This is a genomic window from Prevotella dentasini JCM 15908 (assembly GCF_000614065.1).
In the GTDB taxonomy this organism is placed as follows: Bacteria; Bacteroidota; Bacteroidia; order Bacteroidales; family Bacteroidaceae; genus Prevotella; species Prevotella dentasini.
Genome location: NZ_BAKG01000003.1, coordinates 151,264 through 167,120, shown reverse-complemented (window position 1 = coordinate 167,120; position 15,857 = coordinate 151,264). Strand labels below are relative to the sequence as shown.

At 53.1% G+C, this 15,857-nt stretch carries 12 protein-coding genes and 3 pseudogenes; 3 read left to right on the top strand and 12 right to left on the bottom strand.

The genetic code is table 11. The features are described 5' to 3' along the window. Nucleotides 1-61: 61 nt before the first annotated feature. Together JCM15908_RS14975 and JCM15908_RS14285 are read left to right on the top strand one after the other, a co-directional pair. On the top strand, nucleotides 62-802 hold the full coding sequence (locus tag JCM15908_RS14975) for a chitobiase/beta-hexosaminidase C-terminal domain-containing protein (protein WP_051530742.1): 741 nt from the start codon (nucleotides 62-64) through the stop codon (nucleotides 800-802). Then, on the top strand, nucleotides 790-1,524 hold the full coding sequence (locus tag JCM15908_RS14285; RefSeq protein ID WP_234396353.1) for a hypothetical protein: 735 nt from the start codon (nucleotides 790-792) through the stop codon (nucleotides 1,522-1,524). Before JCM15908_RS14975 ends, JCM15908_RS14285 begins: the two co-directional genes overlap by 13 nt. A gap of 641 nt (nucleotides 1,525-2,165) precedes the next feature. Here the strand turns inward: JCM15908_RS14285 and JCM15908_RS02570 are convergent. From JCM15908_RS02570 to gap, 6 genes and pseudogenes are all read right to left on the bottom strand, one after another. Beyond that, on the bottom strand, nucleotides 2,166-3,587 hold the full coding sequence (locus JCM15908_RS02570) for a glycoside hydrolase family 57 protein (protein WP_025002154.1): 1,422 nt from the start codon (nucleotides 3,585-3,587) through the stop codon (nucleotides 2,166-2,168). A 28-nt stretch (nucleotides 3,588-3,615) separates the two neighbouring features. Next, nucleotides 3,616-4,920, bottom strand: coding sequence for a glycosyltransferase family 4 protein (locus tag JCM15908_RS02565; RefSeq protein ID WP_025002153.1), 1,305 nt, complete (start codon nucleotides 4,918-4,920; stop codon nucleotides 3,616-3,618). 16 nt (nucleotides 4,921-4,936) lie between these two features. Continuing rightward, nucleotides 4,937-6,879, bottom strand: a pseudogene (locus JCM15908_RS11815) (glycogen debranching enzyme N-terminal domain-containing protein). A gap of 301 nt (nucleotides 6,880-7,180) precedes the next feature. Continuing rightward, complete coding sequence (locus JCM15908_RS02555) at nucleotides 7,181-8,119, bottom strand: diacylglycerol/lipid kinase family protein (RefSeq protein ID WP_025002152.1); 939 nt, start codon at nucleotides 8,117-8,119, stop codon at nucleotides 7,181-7,183. Then, the gene (gene miaA / locus JCM15908_RS02550) at nucleotides 8,112-9,062 is read right to left on the bottom strand and encodes a tRNA (adenosine(37)-N6)-dimethylallyltransferase MiaA (protein ID WP_199897202.1); all 951 of its coding nucleotides are present in this window, start codon (nucleotides 9,060-9,062) and stop codon (nucleotides 8,112-8,114) included. Before miaA ends, JCM15908_RS02555 begins: the two co-directional genes overlap by 8 nt. Before the next feature lie 171 nt (nucleotides 9,063-9,233). Beyond that, nucleotides 9,234-10,262 carry a type I glyceraldehyde-3-phosphate dehydrogenase gene (gap, locus tag JCM15908_RS02545; protein ID WP_025002150.1) on the bottom strand — a complete coding sequence of 343 codons (1,029 nt, stop codon included), beginning with the start codon at nucleotides 10,260-10,262 and terminating at the stop codon, nucleotides 9,234-9,236. 263 nt (nucleotides 10,263-10,525) lie between these two features. Here gap and mscL point away from each other — a divergent pair, with 263 nt between their 5' ends. Further along, nucleotides 10,526-10,951 (top strand): large-conductance mechanosensitive channel protein MscL, encoded by a 426-nt coding sequence (gene mscL, locus JCM15908_RS02540; protein ID WP_025002149.1) that lies wholly within the window; start codon nucleotides 10,526-10,528, stop codon nucleotides 10,949-10,951. 404 nt (nucleotides 10,952-11,355) lie between these two features. On the opposite strand, the gene JCM15908_RS14875 is transcribed toward mscL, so the two are convergent. The 6 genes and pseudogenes from JCM15908_RS14875 to JCM15908_RS11795 form a co-directional block, all read right to left on the bottom strand. Then, nucleotides 11,356-11,514 (bottom strand): hypothetical protein, encoded by a 159-nt coding sequence (locus JCM15908_RS14875; protein WP_199897201.1) that lies wholly within the window; start codon nucleotides 11,512-11,514, stop codon nucleotides 11,356-11,358. Nucleotides 11,515-11,599: 85 nt separating this feature from the next. After that, entirely contained in the window at nucleotides 11,600-12,487 is an 888-nt protein-coding gene (locus JCM15908_RS02530) for an RluA family pseudouridine synthase (RefSeq protein WP_025002148.1), read from the bottom strand. An 88-nt stretch (nucleotides 12,488-12,575) separates the two neighbouring features. Continuing rightward, nucleotides 12,576-13,687 (bottom strand): annotated as a pseudogene (locus JCM15908_RS11805) (DegT/DnrJ/EryC1/StrS family aminotransferase). A 47-nt stretch (nucleotides 13,688-13,734) separates the two neighbouring features. Beyond that, the gene (locus tag JCM15908_RS02520; RefSeq protein WP_025002147.1) at nucleotides 13,735-14,718 is read right to left on the bottom strand and encodes a GNAT family N-acetyltransferase; all 984 of its coding nucleotides are present in this window, start codon (nucleotides 14,716-14,718) and stop codon (nucleotides 13,735-13,737) included. Further along, a complete protein-coding gene (locus JCM15908_RS13990; RefSeq protein ID WP_025002146.1) occupies nucleotides 14,706-15,110 on the bottom strand; it encodes a PH domain-containing protein in 405 nt (134 codons plus the stop codon). Before JCM15908_RS13990 ends, JCM15908_RS02520 begins: the two co-directional genes overlap by 13 nt. Beyond that, nucleotides 15,107-15,483, bottom strand: a pseudogene (locus tag JCM15908_RS11795) (sugar 3,4-ketoisomerase). Before JCM15908_RS11795 ends, JCM15908_RS13990 begins: the two are co-directional and overlap by 4 nt. Nucleotides 15,484-15,857: the final 374 nt, after the last annotated feature.

The window sequence follows — 15,857 nt, the reverse complement described above, 5'->3', positions numbered from 1 at the left end:
TGCAATCTCAAATAATTCATATTCAACTAACAGACTTTATATTCAACTAACAGACTTTATTATGAACAAAATTTTACGCTATGCAGCAGTTGCTGCATTGGCCTTGGTCAGCAGCCTCTCTTTCGCACAAACAACCGTAACGTTCGTTGCCGGAACCGACAACGGACAGAATACCAAAAGCGACAAGCCCGACCAAGTGGTGAAGGAGGGCGTTACCATTGCAGCCGACAACGCCGCATTTGCTGCCGTCAACGGCGGAACGCAGGCCGGAGAGTACCGCATCTACAAGAATGCAACCTTCACCATTACGTCCACGGCGGGCAACATCACCAAGGTTGAGTTCACCTGCGCAACCGCGACCGACAAGAAGACCGGCGACATAAAGTACGGCGGCGACGGATTCGATGAGAACGAGAGCCTGACCGTCAGCGACGACAAGAAGACCGCAACATGGACGGGCGACGCCGCAACCATGTCGCTGACGACCAACAAGGCACAGGTACGCGCAAGCCAGATTGTAGTTACCATAGCAGGCGGCGACACTCCTGCCGGCGTGGCAGCACCGGTCATCAGCGGCGAGGAGTCGTTCTCCGAGGCCACGACCGTAACCATCACCGGGCCGGAAGGCGCAACCATCTACTATACCACCAACGGCCAGACGCCCGACGACCGCGAGGGAACCAAGTACACCGAGCCTTTCACCCTCACCACCAGCGCGACCGTAAAGGCCATCGCCTACGTAGCGACAAGGAAAGCCCCGTCGCCACGAAGGAATTCGTCAAGCAGGAAGTGCACGTGGTAGACAACATTGCCGCCTTCAAGCAGCTCCAGAAGGGCGAAAAGGCCACTCTGGCCCTCAACAACGCACAGGTAATCTACACTTGGACCTCCAACAAGGGCAACACCTCCGCCTACATCCGCGACAACACGGGTGCCATCGTCTTCTACAAGAGCACCCTCGGCCTTGCCGCCAACGAGATTCTGAACGGCCCGGTCAGCGGCAGCTTCGACCTCTACAACTCGCTTCCCGAGTTCCTTGAGATAGAAGGCCTGACCAACCTCAACAACGTAACGCGCTCAAACGGAGAGGCAGCAGCAGCGAAGGCCATCACCGTAGCCGAAGCGATGGACAACCTCTGCGACCTCGTGAAGATTGCAGACACCGAGATTACCTCCGAGACCGTAAAGGACAAGAACGGCAAGGACGTAGTCAACTACTACCTCGTCAGCGGCGAGGCAAAGGTCCAGCTCTATAACGGCTTCCACCTCGACGCCTTCAACGACCTCGGCTCGTTCGCAGTTGCAGGCAAGAAGTACACCGTAGAGGGTATTCTCGGCGCGGTATTCAAGGGCGTTGCCGAAATCTACCCCACCTCCATTACCGAAGAGGCCAACGGCATCAGCAGCCTCAACAACGACGCCCGGAGCCTGAACGCTCCGATTTACAACCTCGCCGGACAGCGCGTAAGCAGCGACTACAAGGGCGTGGTCATCCAGAACGGCAAGAAGATGCTGAAGAAATAAACGGCTCCGCGGCACGATTCGCCGCAAGCCCACTCATCAAAGGCCCGTTGGAAGATTTTCCGACGGGCCTTTTCGTTCAGCGAAACCCGGAGACCTCACGGGGAAGCGCACGAAGTCTGTCCGTATTTTTTACCCCTGCCTCCTGCCCTCTCCTCCCTGTCCGCCGCTCTCCGCAACCCGTCTCCGCATGCGGCAGACGGGCAGAAAAAGACCTTCCCCAAGAACCGTTCACGGATATTTCGGAAGAAATGCAATACGCTGACCATCAGAATATTACAAAAAGCATCAACGCTTCATAAAAAACGTAATTATATTTTAGCGAAAAAGTACGTACTTTTTGCAGAAAAAGTATATACTTTTAGGTGAAAAAGTACGTACTTTTTTATGAAAACGTATATACCTTTTTGTTGGAAGCTATATACCCTTTGCAGAAAAGCACTATAGGCTGTATGAAAAAGCACTATGCCCGTCGCCCGAAATGTAGTATTATTTTACCAAAAACACAATTGCGTTTTCAGCAAAGTCCCGCCTTCCCACGGCCGTCCGGACGGGATGCAGGGGGATAAAGCAAATGCCAGCCGGAAAAATTCCGGCTGGCATTATTCAGAGAAACTTTGCAGGACAGCCCTGCGGCATGCCGGCTACGTCCGTCCGCCGTCCGCCGCCGCATCCTCCGAGCTGCCCTTCCGCGGTGCGGCCTTCTTGGACGCAGGCTTCTTGGCAGGCTTTTTCCGCGCCAGCTGGCCGCGGAGCCTCAGTATCTCGGCATCCATCTTCTCCACCTTCGACTGCAGGCGCGCCACCTCCTTGTCCTTCATCTCTATCTCGTCGCCCTGATTGCGTATGGTCGTCAGCAGGCTGTCCAGCTCGTCGTTGTCCACGTCGGCAGGATAGAGGGTGCTTACCCGGCTGATGAAGTCGCCCAGAATGTTCATGTAGTTGGTGAAGGCATCGAACGGGCTGCTGTAGATGCCGCGGTCTATGCCTACGTGCGTCGGCTTGGTAGACATAAACCTGAAGTTGTTGCTCGCCTGAAGATAGTCCCAGTCCTGATTCAGGCGCGGGTCGTCGGCAATGCGCACCCGGTCGGCCACGCTGTACAGTTCGCTGAAGGCCTCGCGCTGCATCGCATTGCCCAGCCACGTGCTGACGTCGCGCTCCTCGTCCATCCAGCTCAGCGTGTCGGGCACGTCGAGCTGCCCCACGCTCTTCATCTTCATGCAGACCTCGGTGGGCGTGGAGAACGTGATGCCCCTCTGCCGCGCACAGGCCGGCAGGGCCTTGACGAACTCGAGGATGTTGCTCGACAGCGGCTGCTCCATTCCGAGGGCCGAGAGGTTCATGAAGATGCCAATCATCTGCTCCTCCTCGGGCAGCGCGGCAATCTCGTCCATATAGTTGTCGGCAAACAGCGGATAGCCCTCCCACGTGGAGTCGTTGAAGCGCAGGGAGATGTCGTCGCTCAGCTTCACGTCGCGCAGCAGGAGCTTCAGCTTCGGTGCTTGGGCGCAGTGGTAGACGTAGTGCGGGCTCTTCCATCCGAGCACGTGCTTGGCACCCTCGGTGAGCATGGCCTTGAACCCCATCTTCGAGGCAAGGTAGCCAATCTCGTCGCTGTATATCAGCGAAGAGTTCCGGAGCACCTTCGGCGTCTGCCCGAAGTACTCCTGCATCTTCCTGCTCTGGCGTTCCACCTCGGCCCGGAAGCAGTCTTCGTTTGCCAAGGATGACAGGCCGTGCGAGTAAGGCTCTGCCAAGAACTCCACGCATCCCGTGGCGGCGAGTTCCTGCAGCTTGTCGAGTACCGGCTGCGCGTAGGTCTCAAGGCTCTCGAGCCCCACGCCCGAAATGGAGAAGGCCACCTTGAAGAACTTTCCGTTCTCCCGTATCATCTGCAGGAGCGCGTCGAGGGCCGGCAGGTAGCTGCGCTCGGCAATCTCGGTGATGCTGCGCTCGTTCTCGTAGGAGTCGTAGTAGTAATGGTCGGTGCCGATGTCGAAGAAGCGGTAGCGTCTCAAATGGACGACCTGATGTATTTCAAAATATAAGCAAATTGTTTTCATCGTTGTTGAGTTTGGTTCATTATAACTTTTACTGGAATCCCGTGCCGCGGGCAGGCCCGGGAGGGCTATTTCCATCCAAGGTGCGCATGTACAGCTCGCGAATCCACGCGCCTGTCTTCTCCCACGTTATCTGGTCCACCTCGCGCTTTCCCTCCTCCGAGAGATAGTCGAAGAGGCTGTCGTTGTGGCAGATGGAGTACATGGCGTCCGCCATGGCGTGGATGTCCCAGTAGTCTACCTTGATGCAGTTGCTGAGAATCTCCGCACAGCCGCTCTGCTTGGAAATGATGGTCGGCGTCCCGCACTGCATCGCCTCCAAGGGCGAGATGCCGAAAGGCTCGCTGACCGACGGCATGACGTAGACGTCCGAGTTCTTCAGGCACTCGTACACCTCGTTGCCGCGCATGAATCCCGGGAAGTGGAAATGGTCGGCAATGCCGCGCTTGGCCGCCAACTCTATCATCTGCTCCATCATGTCGCCCGAGCCGGCCATGCAGAAGCGCACGTTGCGCGTCCGGCGGAGCACCATGTTGGCAGCCTCGACGAAGTATTCGGGACCCTTCTGCATCGTCAGCCGCCCGAGAAAGGTTACTATCTTCTCCCCGTTCCTGTGGTTGGGACGCGGCAGGGCGGCCACCTCTTCCTTCAGGGGGTAGACGGCGTTGTGAACGGTGAATACCTTCTGCGGCGGCTGGTGGTACTGCCTGATGACCGTCTGGCGCGTCAGCTCCGATACGCACATGATGCAGTCGGCATTGTCCATTCCGTCCTTCTCTATCGAATAGACCGTCGGATTGACCCGTCCGCGCGAACGGTCGAAGTCGGTGGCATGCACATGGATGCACAGCGGCTTGCCCGAAATGCGCTTGGCATGGATTCCCGCAGGATAGGTCAGCCAGTCGTGTGCATGGATGATATCGAAATCGAAGGTACGCGCAACCACGCCCGAAATGATGGAATAGTTGTTTATCTCCTCGTGCAGGTTGCCGGGATAGCCTCCGGCAAAGTCTATCGCCCCGAGGTCGTTGGGGTTCATGTAGTTGAAGTCGGCATAGATATGGTCGCGCAGCCTGAAGTAGAGGTCGGGCTCCATGATGCTTCCGCACCGGTTGGCCACATAGTCGCGGTTCAGCTCTCGGTACGCTACCGGCACGCAGTTCATCGCGACGATATGGGCGTATGTATGGTCCTCGTCGCCGAAGGGGCGGGGAAGGCACAGGACGGTCTCTATGTCGCCTTGGGCATGGAGTCCTTCGGAGATACCAAAGTTTGCAGTAGCAAGTCCGCCATAGACATGAGGTGGATATTCCCACCCGAACATTAAAACTTTCATACTGTTTCCTCCTCCTTTAGTATTTATATTTTTCCAGTAATTCCAACGTGCGGAGCACCTCTGCCACGTTCATTGCAAACGATATGGCACCGCGCCCGTGGAACGGCGGGTTGCCGTCGAACAGCTCGGGCAGCGTCCCGAGGCAGTGATTGAAGATTTCGTCCTCATAGCCGGCCATCTGCCGCTCCACGAAACTGAGGCGCGTCTGCTTGTAGAGCTTCAGGCAGGCCTCGAGATAGAATCCCCCAGCCAAGGCCATGCAGTCCCCTGATGGTAGGCATAGTCGCGCTGGCTCTGCGTCCCGGTATACATCGGATTGTAGCCTCCGCTCTTTGGCGAGAGCGACCGCAGCCCTTTCGGTGTCAGCAGCTCGCGCGTGCAGACGTCGACGACTCCTTTCTTCTGCTTCTGGTCAAGGGGAGAATAGTCGAGGGCAGCCGCCAGAATCATATTCGGACGGACGCTCCAGTCCACCATGTTGCCGTCTACATAGTCGTAGAGGTAGCCGTATTCGTTCAGGAAAGTATCGACGAAGGCCGCCTTGCACTTGTCCGCCAGCTGCTCATAGTGTTGTGCAACCTGCGGATGATTGTTTTCGGCAGCCATCGAGGCAAGGAAGCGGAGGTCGTTGTACCACAGCGCATTGAACTCTACGATATAGCCGGAACGAGGAACCACCGGGCGTCCGTTGGCCGTGGAGTTCATCCACGTGATGGCTTCGTTCTTGCCGTCGGCATAGAGAAGTCCGCTCTCCTCCAGAGTGAGCGTCGGATGCTTGCCGGCCTCAATATAGTCGATTATCTCCCTCAGCAGCTTCCCATAGAGCTTCAGGCACTGCTGCTTGCCGGCAGAACGCGCATACTGCTGGATGGCCCATATACACCACAGCGGAACATCGGGCTTCTCCATCTCGTATATCTTCACCGACAGAGGCTTCCCTTCCATAAACTCACGCAGCCCCTTGGTAGCCGTCTTCATGACCAGCTCGAAGTAATCCTGCTCTTCTATGCTCAGGGTCAGGCCCGGGAGGGCAATGAACTGGTCGCGGGCACGGCACTTGAACCAAGGATAGCCTGCCAGAATGTAGCGTTCGTCGCTCTTGGTGCGGTTGCGGAACTGATGGGCCGCATTTATCAGGCAGTGGAAGAAGCTGTCCCGGGACTTCCGGGCCTCCATCTCCTTCTCGAAAAGCCGCTTAAGGCCCGATGTGCCAATCTCGGAAACAGATGCCGAGAACACAATGCTCTCTCCTTTCTTAATAGGCATCTCGAAATAGCCCGGCACATACAGGTCTTCATTGGAGTCGTAGCCGCGCTCCTGCTCCTTGGGATATTCCAGTCCACGATACCAATACGGCTCAAAATGGAACTCGTTCTTCTTCGAGAACTGCATGAAGAGAGAGGGATAGCCGGCATACATGCACGTGCTGATGCCATTATCTACCTGTGCATAGTCGCGGCTGGCGGCAGAATTTTCATGCGTGAACTGCTTTACGCTGCGGAAGGCAAGGAACGGACGGAACTGAAGGGTTGTCTGCGAATGAGCGTCGACAAGAGTATAGCGGATAAGGATGCGGTCTTCATAATGCTGGAAGACCACCTCCTTGCGTAAAACCACGCCACCGACACGATAGAGTGTCGTAGGAACCTTATCGCAATTGAACTCCCGGATGTACTTATGCCCCTTAGGACTGAAGCTCTCACCCCGATACTTGTGCAGACCCAGATTGAACGCTGCCCCGTGCTGAATGACTGTAGGGTCCAGCGAACTGAGAAGCACATGGTTGTCGTCATCCAGTTCAGGAACGGGAACGACCAAAAGCCCATGATACTTGCGCGTGTTGCAGTCTACAATCGTAGAGCACGAGTAAGCTCCCGAGCGGTTGGTACGCAGCACCTCCCTCGGCAACGAATCCTGTAGGTTCGTCATCAGAGCCTTCTCAAATTTCAAATAGCTCATGTTTCTAAGGTTTTTATTGTATATATTATTGTTGATTCTCACGTTGTCGTCAAAAGCTCGATTTGGTATCCGACCGATGCCATCCTCAAAGGTACGCAAAATATTCCTATTTCCCCCCGTATCCCGACACAATTTTATCGCTCTGAAATATTTTTTATAATACTTGAAACAAATGTTACAAAGACCGCATGTCATTTCCGGGAGCAAACGGGGAACGGATAGGAAAAAACAATCCGGGCTGCCAAAGGCATCCCGGACTATATCAATCAGACTGCATCCGAACATACAAGCTCCCAACCGTCTAAGCCGGGATAAGGAAATTAATGATTTCCTTTTCTACCGTTACCCTGAAAGGCCCTGTAGGCGTGGTATTCATCAGCCGCCCGTCAATACCGACCAAGGTACGCGGGTCAACATGCAATTCCATCTCACGAGTCCGATAAGGGTGCACACTCCGATGATTGAGAAACCTTCCGCGCATAAAGAGGTAGATGCCCTCAAACAGCTGTGTTACTTCCGGGTGATAGACCACCGACACATCAAGCATGCCATTGTAGGGGACGGCATTGGGAGTCTGTCCGTAGCCAAGCGCATTGCCAATGCAGACGGTCATAATCTGCCGCTTCAGCCTGTCCTCATTGATATGCAGGTGCATCATGTAGTCCATCCGCTGAAAGAGGAGAAGCAGAAACGAGAAGAGGAAAGAGAGGGAACGCGACCCCAGCACATGCCGCGTACGCCGGCGAAGATTCATTATATTGGCTATCAGACCGACATTTACACAATTCAGGAAATACCGATGACAACGCTCGGCATCACGGTTCTTGTAGTGGACGCAGCCTAAGTCTATCTTCCGTATCCTGCGTTGCTGCAGCCAGCCGATGGTCTGCTCTATATCGTCCTCATCGAACTGCCAGAAGTGGGCAAAGTCATTCATTACTCCATTGGGAATCAAACCGAGCACGATACTGTCGCGGACGGCAGCACGTTCCTGCATCAGGCAGTTAACGGCATCGTTGAGTGCCGAGTCGCCTCCGAAGATAATGATGGTCTTATAGCCATTGTTGACCAACATTCTTACCAAGCGTTCCACACTGCGCGTGTTCTCGCTCTGCACCATATCGTAGTCGATACCTCTTTCTTTCAGGCACCGTTCTGCACGTTCCCAGCGTTTGCGCGACTGCCGGCCTGCACCTCCTTTGGGACAATAGAGTATCCCCCACTTTTTCTCGTCAACCATTTCTGTATAGTTTTATGATTGTTTCCACCTTCTTTTCCATTGGCAGCGCAGCGTCAATCCAATGGATATGAAGTCCGCGCCGTTCCATTCCACGAAACCATGTCATCTGCCGCTTGGCAAACTGATGGATGGCGATTTCAAGACCGCGGTACATCTCTTCACGGGATGTCTTGCCCACGACATATTCCGTCACGTATTTGTATTCCAGACCATAGTAGACAAGGTCTTCGGCAGGGATGCCTCTGTCCAGCAATCCCCGTATCTCTTCGGCCATTCCCTGCTCCAGACGTTCCCTCAGCCGATGAGAAATCTTGGCCCGACGGGCTTCACGGTCAATGTCAACGCCTATTATCAGCGATTTGACGGGCGGACAGAAACGCTCCTCCGTAGGCGTATGAAGGTTGTAGGTTTCTATTTCTATGGCCCGGACAGCACGTTGGCAGGAGTCCACATCGGTCGTGTTGTGCATCTTGGTTCCTGTTTTCGCCTTCAGGTCCTTAAGCATTGCTGTCAGCTCTTCAAGACTTTTCCCTTCCAGTTCCGCCCTTAAAGACGGATTCGGCGGAACAGGAGAAAGACGGTATCCCTTCAAAACGGCTTCTATATAAAGTCCCGTTCCTCCACAGAGGATAGCCTGCACGCCCCGTCGTTGAATATCTTCATAGACGTTGAGGAAATCGCGCTGGTATTCAAAAAGGTTATACTTCGTTCCCGGCTCGCAGATATCTATCAGATGATAGGGTATTTTTTTCCCGTCCACCACATAGTCGTCCAAGTCCTTTCCCGTCCCAATGGTCATGCCACGATACACCTGACGCGAGTCGGCACTGATGATTTCCGCATCCAGACGGGCGGCAAGTCGAGCGGCAAGGGCTGTCTTGCCACTGGCAGTAGGACCGAGAATCGTAATCAGACACCGGGAACCGCCACCCGGCGTTTCCATATCCGCCTGACTATTCCCACTCTCACGGAAATTCACGATGCCCCGATTACTTTCATTCTTCATAGCGCAAAGATAATAAAAAAATCCCTGCCAGCAAGCTGACAGGGATATATTTTATCCGGCTTTCGCTTTCCCGAACGGAAAGGACAGCGGATTCGGTTGCGAATGGTATTACTTCAGCTCTGCGAAGAACTTGATAGTACGAACCATCTGAGAAGTGTAAGAGTTCTCATTGTCATACCAAGATACAACCTGTACCTGATATGTATCGTCGTCTATCTTGCTCACCATTGTCTGAGTAGCGTCGAACAGAGAACCGAAGCGCATGCCGATGATGTCGGAAGAAACAATCTGATCCTCCGTGTAGCCAAAGCTCTCGTTGGAAGCAGCCTTCATGGCAGCATTGATACCTTCAACGGTAACGTCCTTGCCCTTAACGACGGCAACGAGGATGGTCGTAGAACCTGTCGGGGTAGGAATACGCTGTGCAGAACCTATCAGCTTACCGTTCAGCTCAGGAATAACCAGACCGATGGCCTTGGCAGCACCTGTAGAGTTAGGAACGATGTTGCAGGCACCTGCACGCGAACGACGGAGGTCGCCCTTGCGCTGTGGACCGTCAAGAATCATTTGGTCGCCGGTGTAAGCGTGGATAGTTGACATGATACCAGACTGGATAGGAGCGTATGCGTTCAAAGCTGCTGCCATAGGAGCAAGGCAGTTTGTGGTGCAGGAAGCTGCAGAAATAACGGTGTCAGCTGCGGTCAAAGTCTGGTGGTTGGTGTTGTAAACGATGGTTGGGAGGTCATTGCCTGCAGGAGCAGAGATAACCACCTTCTTTGCGCCTGCTGCAAGGTGAGCAGAAGCCTTTTCCTTAGAGGTGTAGAAGCCGGTACACTCAAGAACTACGTCTACATTGTTGGCAGCCCATGGGCAGTTTGCAGCATCCTTCTCGGCAGAAATCTTAATTTCCTTACCATCGACGATGATAGAGTCTTCTGTTGCCTCTACAGTGTGCTTGCCTTCACCGAACTTGCCTGCGAAACCACCCTGAGCGGTATCATACTTCAACAGATGGGCAAGCATCTTAGGGCTTGTCAAGTCGTTGATAGCGACAACTTCATAACCTTCAGCCTCGAACATCTGACGGAATGCGAGACGACCAATACGGCCAAAGCCGTTAATTGCTACATTTACCATTTTGCTTTATTGTTTTTATAAAAGTATATAAAATGTTTTCTTTTTATCCTTAATTCCAAAGATTTTCCCTATTACGATTGCAAAGATACGATTTTTTTTTTATTTTTGCAGGCGCATTGAATATTAAATATATTAAAAAGTGCGTGCCGTCCCGGCATACCCCACCCTGCTATATGCTTTTTCCAAGAGATTGCAAAGCAGATATGACAAAAGGGGCGACCTACTTTTTTAATCCATTGCACACTTTATTTTATATTATACAAATGGGTAAATTAATTCAAGAGTTTAAAGAGTTTGCCGTAAAAGGCAATGCTGTCGACATGGCTGTCGGTGTAATCATCGGCGGTGCCTTTGGTAAGATTGTCTCATCTATCGTGGACGACATCATCATGCCTCCTATCGGGTGGCTGATTGGCGGCGTAAAGTTCAGCGACCTGAAGTTTACGCTCCCCACCGTCGACATTCCCGGCGTAGAGAAGATGGAGGCTGCCACCATCAACTACGGCAACTTCATCCAGACAACCCTCGACTTCCTCATCATCGCTTTCTGCGTATTCCTGCTGGTGAAAGGCATCAACAAGATGTCAAGGAAAAAGGCCGAAGAGCCGGCAGCTCCAGCCCCTGCTCCGGAACCAACGGCAGAGGAGAAGCTCCTCAGCGAGATTCGCGACCTGCTGAAGAACAAGTAGGCTACGTCTTGGCAGCAGCCTTCCTGCCACATGGGGAAAACACCGCGACAAGCGGTCCTGCGCGAGCAAAAGGCTTCTACCATCTACCATACAGAGGGGTGCCCAACGGGTACCCCTCTATTGCTTTTTAACGGTATGAACATGACCCGTACAAGACAGGAAAAGCACACTCTGATTCGGACAAACGGGAATGGCAGCAAGCACGGGGACAGACTTCCCCGTCTGCCGGATAAACCTGCAATATACCATACGGGCACTTTCGCTGTACGAAAGTGCCCGTATGACATGATGAAAGTGCCACTTTAACCTTGCGAAAACGGCACTTTGGTTTTTCCTTCCAACCACACGGCAGGACAGACGGCATTTATTCCTTATACCTATGCTGCAATTCCTGCCAGAGCAAACTACCCTAACAGGCCCAACACCGACAAGCCCCAACCCAGTATGGCGAGTATGATGATACCGACAACAATGCGGAAAAGACAGCTCGTTATCTTTTTCAACAATACTACTCCTACGATGATAACCGCCAGAAGGGCTATATAATATTCTAAATTCTCCATTGTTCGGATTACTATAAACAGGTCATAAAATATACATGTCGTTCTCTCTGCATGGCTACAGTGCATCCCTTTCTATGCCAAAAGCCTAAAACAGCTTTCGGAAAGGGACGGGAATGGGTGTTTCAAACTCCATCCGCTGATGATTTACCGGATGGTAGAAACAGAGCACATAGGCGTGCAGGCAGAGCCGGTGGAGAGGGTCGTCTCCGTTGCCGTACTTGATGTCGCCACAGACAGGATGCCCCATGTCTGCCGAATGGACCCGAATCTGATTCTTCCGCCCCGTCTCCAACTGGAATTCTACGAGCGAATAGGTCGTCGAACGGTCAAGTACATGGAAGTGGGTAACGGCATACTTGCCCCCATTGTCTACGAGCGAGCTGTAGGTTACGTATGCCTTGTTGTCTTTCAGCCAGTTGGCTATCGTCCCTTCATCGTCAGCCATCTCGCCGCTGACCACGGCTACATAGCGTCGGTCGTAGACTATGTTGTGCCAATCGTGTTCCAGCAGCTGCTCGGTCTGCATGTCCTTGGCATAAATCATCAATCCCGAGGTATCGCGGTCGAGCCGGTGAACGACATGTGCCGTACATTTCTGCCGCGTCCTCCGGAAGTATTCGTCAAGTATGGTCTTCACGTTGAGTGAGGAGTGCCCGGCAGCCATCGAAAGAATACCGACGTTCTTCTCCACCACTACCAGATAGCGGTCTTCGTAGACAATCTTTACGAACCGGTTCCGGAACTGGTCGTTCTTCTTGGTTTTGCTGACCGAGACCTTGTCGCCGGGACGAAGCATGAAATCAAACTGCGTTACGAGTTTTCCGTTCACCTTGATGCCACGATTCTGCAACGTGGCCTTCACCTTGCTCTTACTCTGCTTCAGGTTGGCAAACAGCCACTCCAGCAGCGGTGCCTCTTCGCGGACGACCAAGTGGTCGTACTTATCTTTTTTGTATGGATTCTGTTGTCTCATTGTCTGCAAAATTAGATATTTTTCCTGATATTACAGGAAAATGGTCCCGAAATCAGCCGTCTGGGATATGAAAACAGCCGTATCACGGCTATAACACTACCCTATTGACAGCTTCTGCCACATAGCTTATCTCTTCTTCCGTCATTGCCTGATGGCAGGGAAGGGAAAGTTCCTGACGGTGAATCTGCTCAGTGAGGGGCAGGGAACGGCCGTTCCACTCCCTGTAGGCCTCCTGCCGGTGAGGGGGATGGGATAGTGGATGATGGTCTGTACGCCGTCTTCGCGAAGGGCTGCCTGTAGTTCGTCGCGCCTTTCGGCAAGTATCGGGAAGATGTGGTACACGTTGTCATTCCCGTTGAAACGAGGCAGACAGACAAGCGGCTGGGCAATCTTCTCCCGATACGCCCCGGCTATCTTCCTGCGCCGATTGTTGTCGGCATCAAGGTACTTCAGCTTCACGCTGAGCACGGCTGCCTGAATCTCGTCCATACGGCTGTTCCTGCCCCGATAGGGAAAGACATATTTCCGGGACGAGCCGTAATTGGCTATCGTACGGACAGTCTGTGCCAACAGCTCGTCGTCGGTCGTTACAGCTCCGGCATCTCCCAGTGCTCCGAGATTTTTCCCCGGATAGAAGCTGTGGGCTGCTGCATTGCCAAGACTGCCCGTGCGGTGGTTGCCAAAGCGGCAGCCATGAGCCTGAGCATTGTCTTCCACGAGCAAGAGTCCGTACTTCCGGCAAAGTTCACCCATATAATCGGTATAGGCACATTGCCCATAGAGATGGACGACGAGAATAGCACGGGTACGCGGCGTTATGGCTGCCTCAATGAGACGGTCGTCTATCTGAAGCGTATTCATGTCTGGTTCGACAAGGACGGGGGTCAGCCGGTTCTCCGTGATGGAGAGGATGGAGGCTATATAGGTATTGGCCGGCACAATGACTTCGTCGCCCTCATTCAACCTCCCCAATTCTATGTAGGAACGGAAAATGAGCGACAGGGCATCCAAGCCATTGCCACAAGACACGCAATGGCAAGAACCGATATATCGGGCATATTCGCTTTCAAACCCTTGCACGGCCTTTCCCTGTAGATACCAGCCGGAATCTACCACCTGCTGTACGGCTTCCGAAATCTCAACCCCGTGCATTGCCGTGATGCGCTTGAGCGGCAGGTAGTCTATCTTCATGTTTTCCATCTCTCTTTGTCGTTTTGTTCGTAACGGAATCATTTTGAGTACGAGTTTCAGACAGCCTTGCCTGCCGTTGCAGGACAGCTGCCGGAGCCGGTCTCCCATTCGTACCAGTCGTAGCAGACACCCCTTCCGCCAAAGCCTTCTTTCTGAAAGATGAGGGCGGAATTGAGCTGGCGGCCGTCGCCGTCGGAACTTTTCCCGAAGTCGAAAAAGCCCTTACGGTCGGCATACACCTTATTTATTATATAGTCGAAGAGGAAATCGAGTGCGCCTGTAGCCTTTCCCTCGGGCGAAGCGGATATATATTGGGTATGGACGACCCGTGGCGTCTCATAGACAAGTGTTCCGCCGATGGGCAAGCCATCGGAATTGGAGGCAAGAAAAAGTCTTATGGCTTGGGGGAAACGTGCTTTCAGAAGCTGTAATTCGGAAAGAGTATGGACGGGGTGCGTACCGTATTTCTGTTCCAGATTCCCATTGAGAATAGCCCAAAAAGCAGCAAGGTCGGTGCTTTCACTTACGGCTATTCCTGCGCGCAGGGCCTTGCGGATGCCGCTCCGACGGCTCTCGGTAAACTTCATCCGACAGGAAAACGGAATGACAGAGGAGATGTGGCGCACCGTCAGACGGGCATTGCAAATACTGGTCAGCGCATAGAGGTCTTCCTCGGCAGGCAGCTGGTGATAAATCCACGGAATGGCCTTATATACGACACGGCTGATACCCTGCCCTGCAAGATAGCCATTGATGGCCTCGAAGACCGTACACACACCGGCTGCCGTTGCCTTTGTGCCGGTAATAAGTCCACCGTAGGTCAGTCCCTGATGGGAATAGAGTATGCTGCCCGACTGACAGGCAGGCAGAAGAGCATATATCCGGCCATTGCGGAAGACGACAAGCGAATGGTCTGCAAACCTGTCGGCATGATAGTCCATATAGGACCGGTCGACGAGGAAAGTTCCCTGCTTCGACAATCCGACAAAGCGGTTCCATCCGTCCTGCTGTTCTGCGGTGTATCTCCTTACTTCAAACATTCTATATTGGGATTTATGCTGCACAGAAGTTCCACGAACTCGGCTTGTGCCTTGGGTGAAACAAGCGTGTAGATTCCTTTATTGTAGTCTATGCGCAGACGCCTCATGGAAAGGGCCGGTGCGCTTGACAGGTCGCTCGACTTTGCTATTCTGCTGATACTTCCAATGTCTATGTGCTCGCTTCGGAAACCGCACCGTATGCGCAGGTCGTTGCCGTCTATCATATAGTTACAGGGTATCATACAAACGGCTATCAGAGCATAGCAGAAGAGTATGACAACAAGCCCCGCCCAGCTGAAGTCTTCCACTAAACCGGGAAGAGCTAAAGCGAGAGGCAATGCCACCAGCAACACCAGCCATACATCTACCTTAGACGGAAAAGTCTTCTTCATTTGCCTTTCGTTTCCATATAGTGCAGATAGTCGGAGTAGTCGCGGATGTAATCCTCCTCAAGGAAAGGGTCTTCTGCAAGCACGAGGCAAACTGCCCCGGAGGAGAAGTCTTCGAGCGTTCGCCAGATGTCGGTATCTACCAATAACCCTGATAGGGATGGTTGAGAAGATAGGTGTGCCGTTGTTTCCCGTCGGTCAGCGTAACCGTAAACGAACCACTGACGGCAACGATGAACTCGCGGCAGTGCCGGTGGGCATGTCCGCCGCGACTCTCTCCACCGGGCACGTCGTAGACCCAGTACACCCGAGAGACATTGAAAGGAATATCCTTCAGCTGCTCCGCTACGGTTAGGTTGCCCCTACGGTCGAGCATTTTCGGCAGGTCGATTATTCTGCCTATAGTTGGTGATTGCTGCATGTTCACAATAATTTAAGATAAGTTGGCGTCTCTATTTCTTGGGGTGAATAAATAATTCGTCCGACAAATTCCCGGATGATTCGTATTTCCCGGATTGAAGGTGCGATACCCGTAACTCTTCCGTCTGGCCTGTTTTTCCGTACCTCAAGCGTTTCCCTATAACCGGGACCACTGCTATAGATATGGTTAAGCACAGACAAAAGACAATTCCTTTCTCTATAGCGCATGGAGCAACATCGGGCCCAAACACGCAATTCCACGGCCACATGAATACAAGGAACAGCGGAGCATACTGCATAATCTGCCTGACAAAGCCTTTCATACACTCC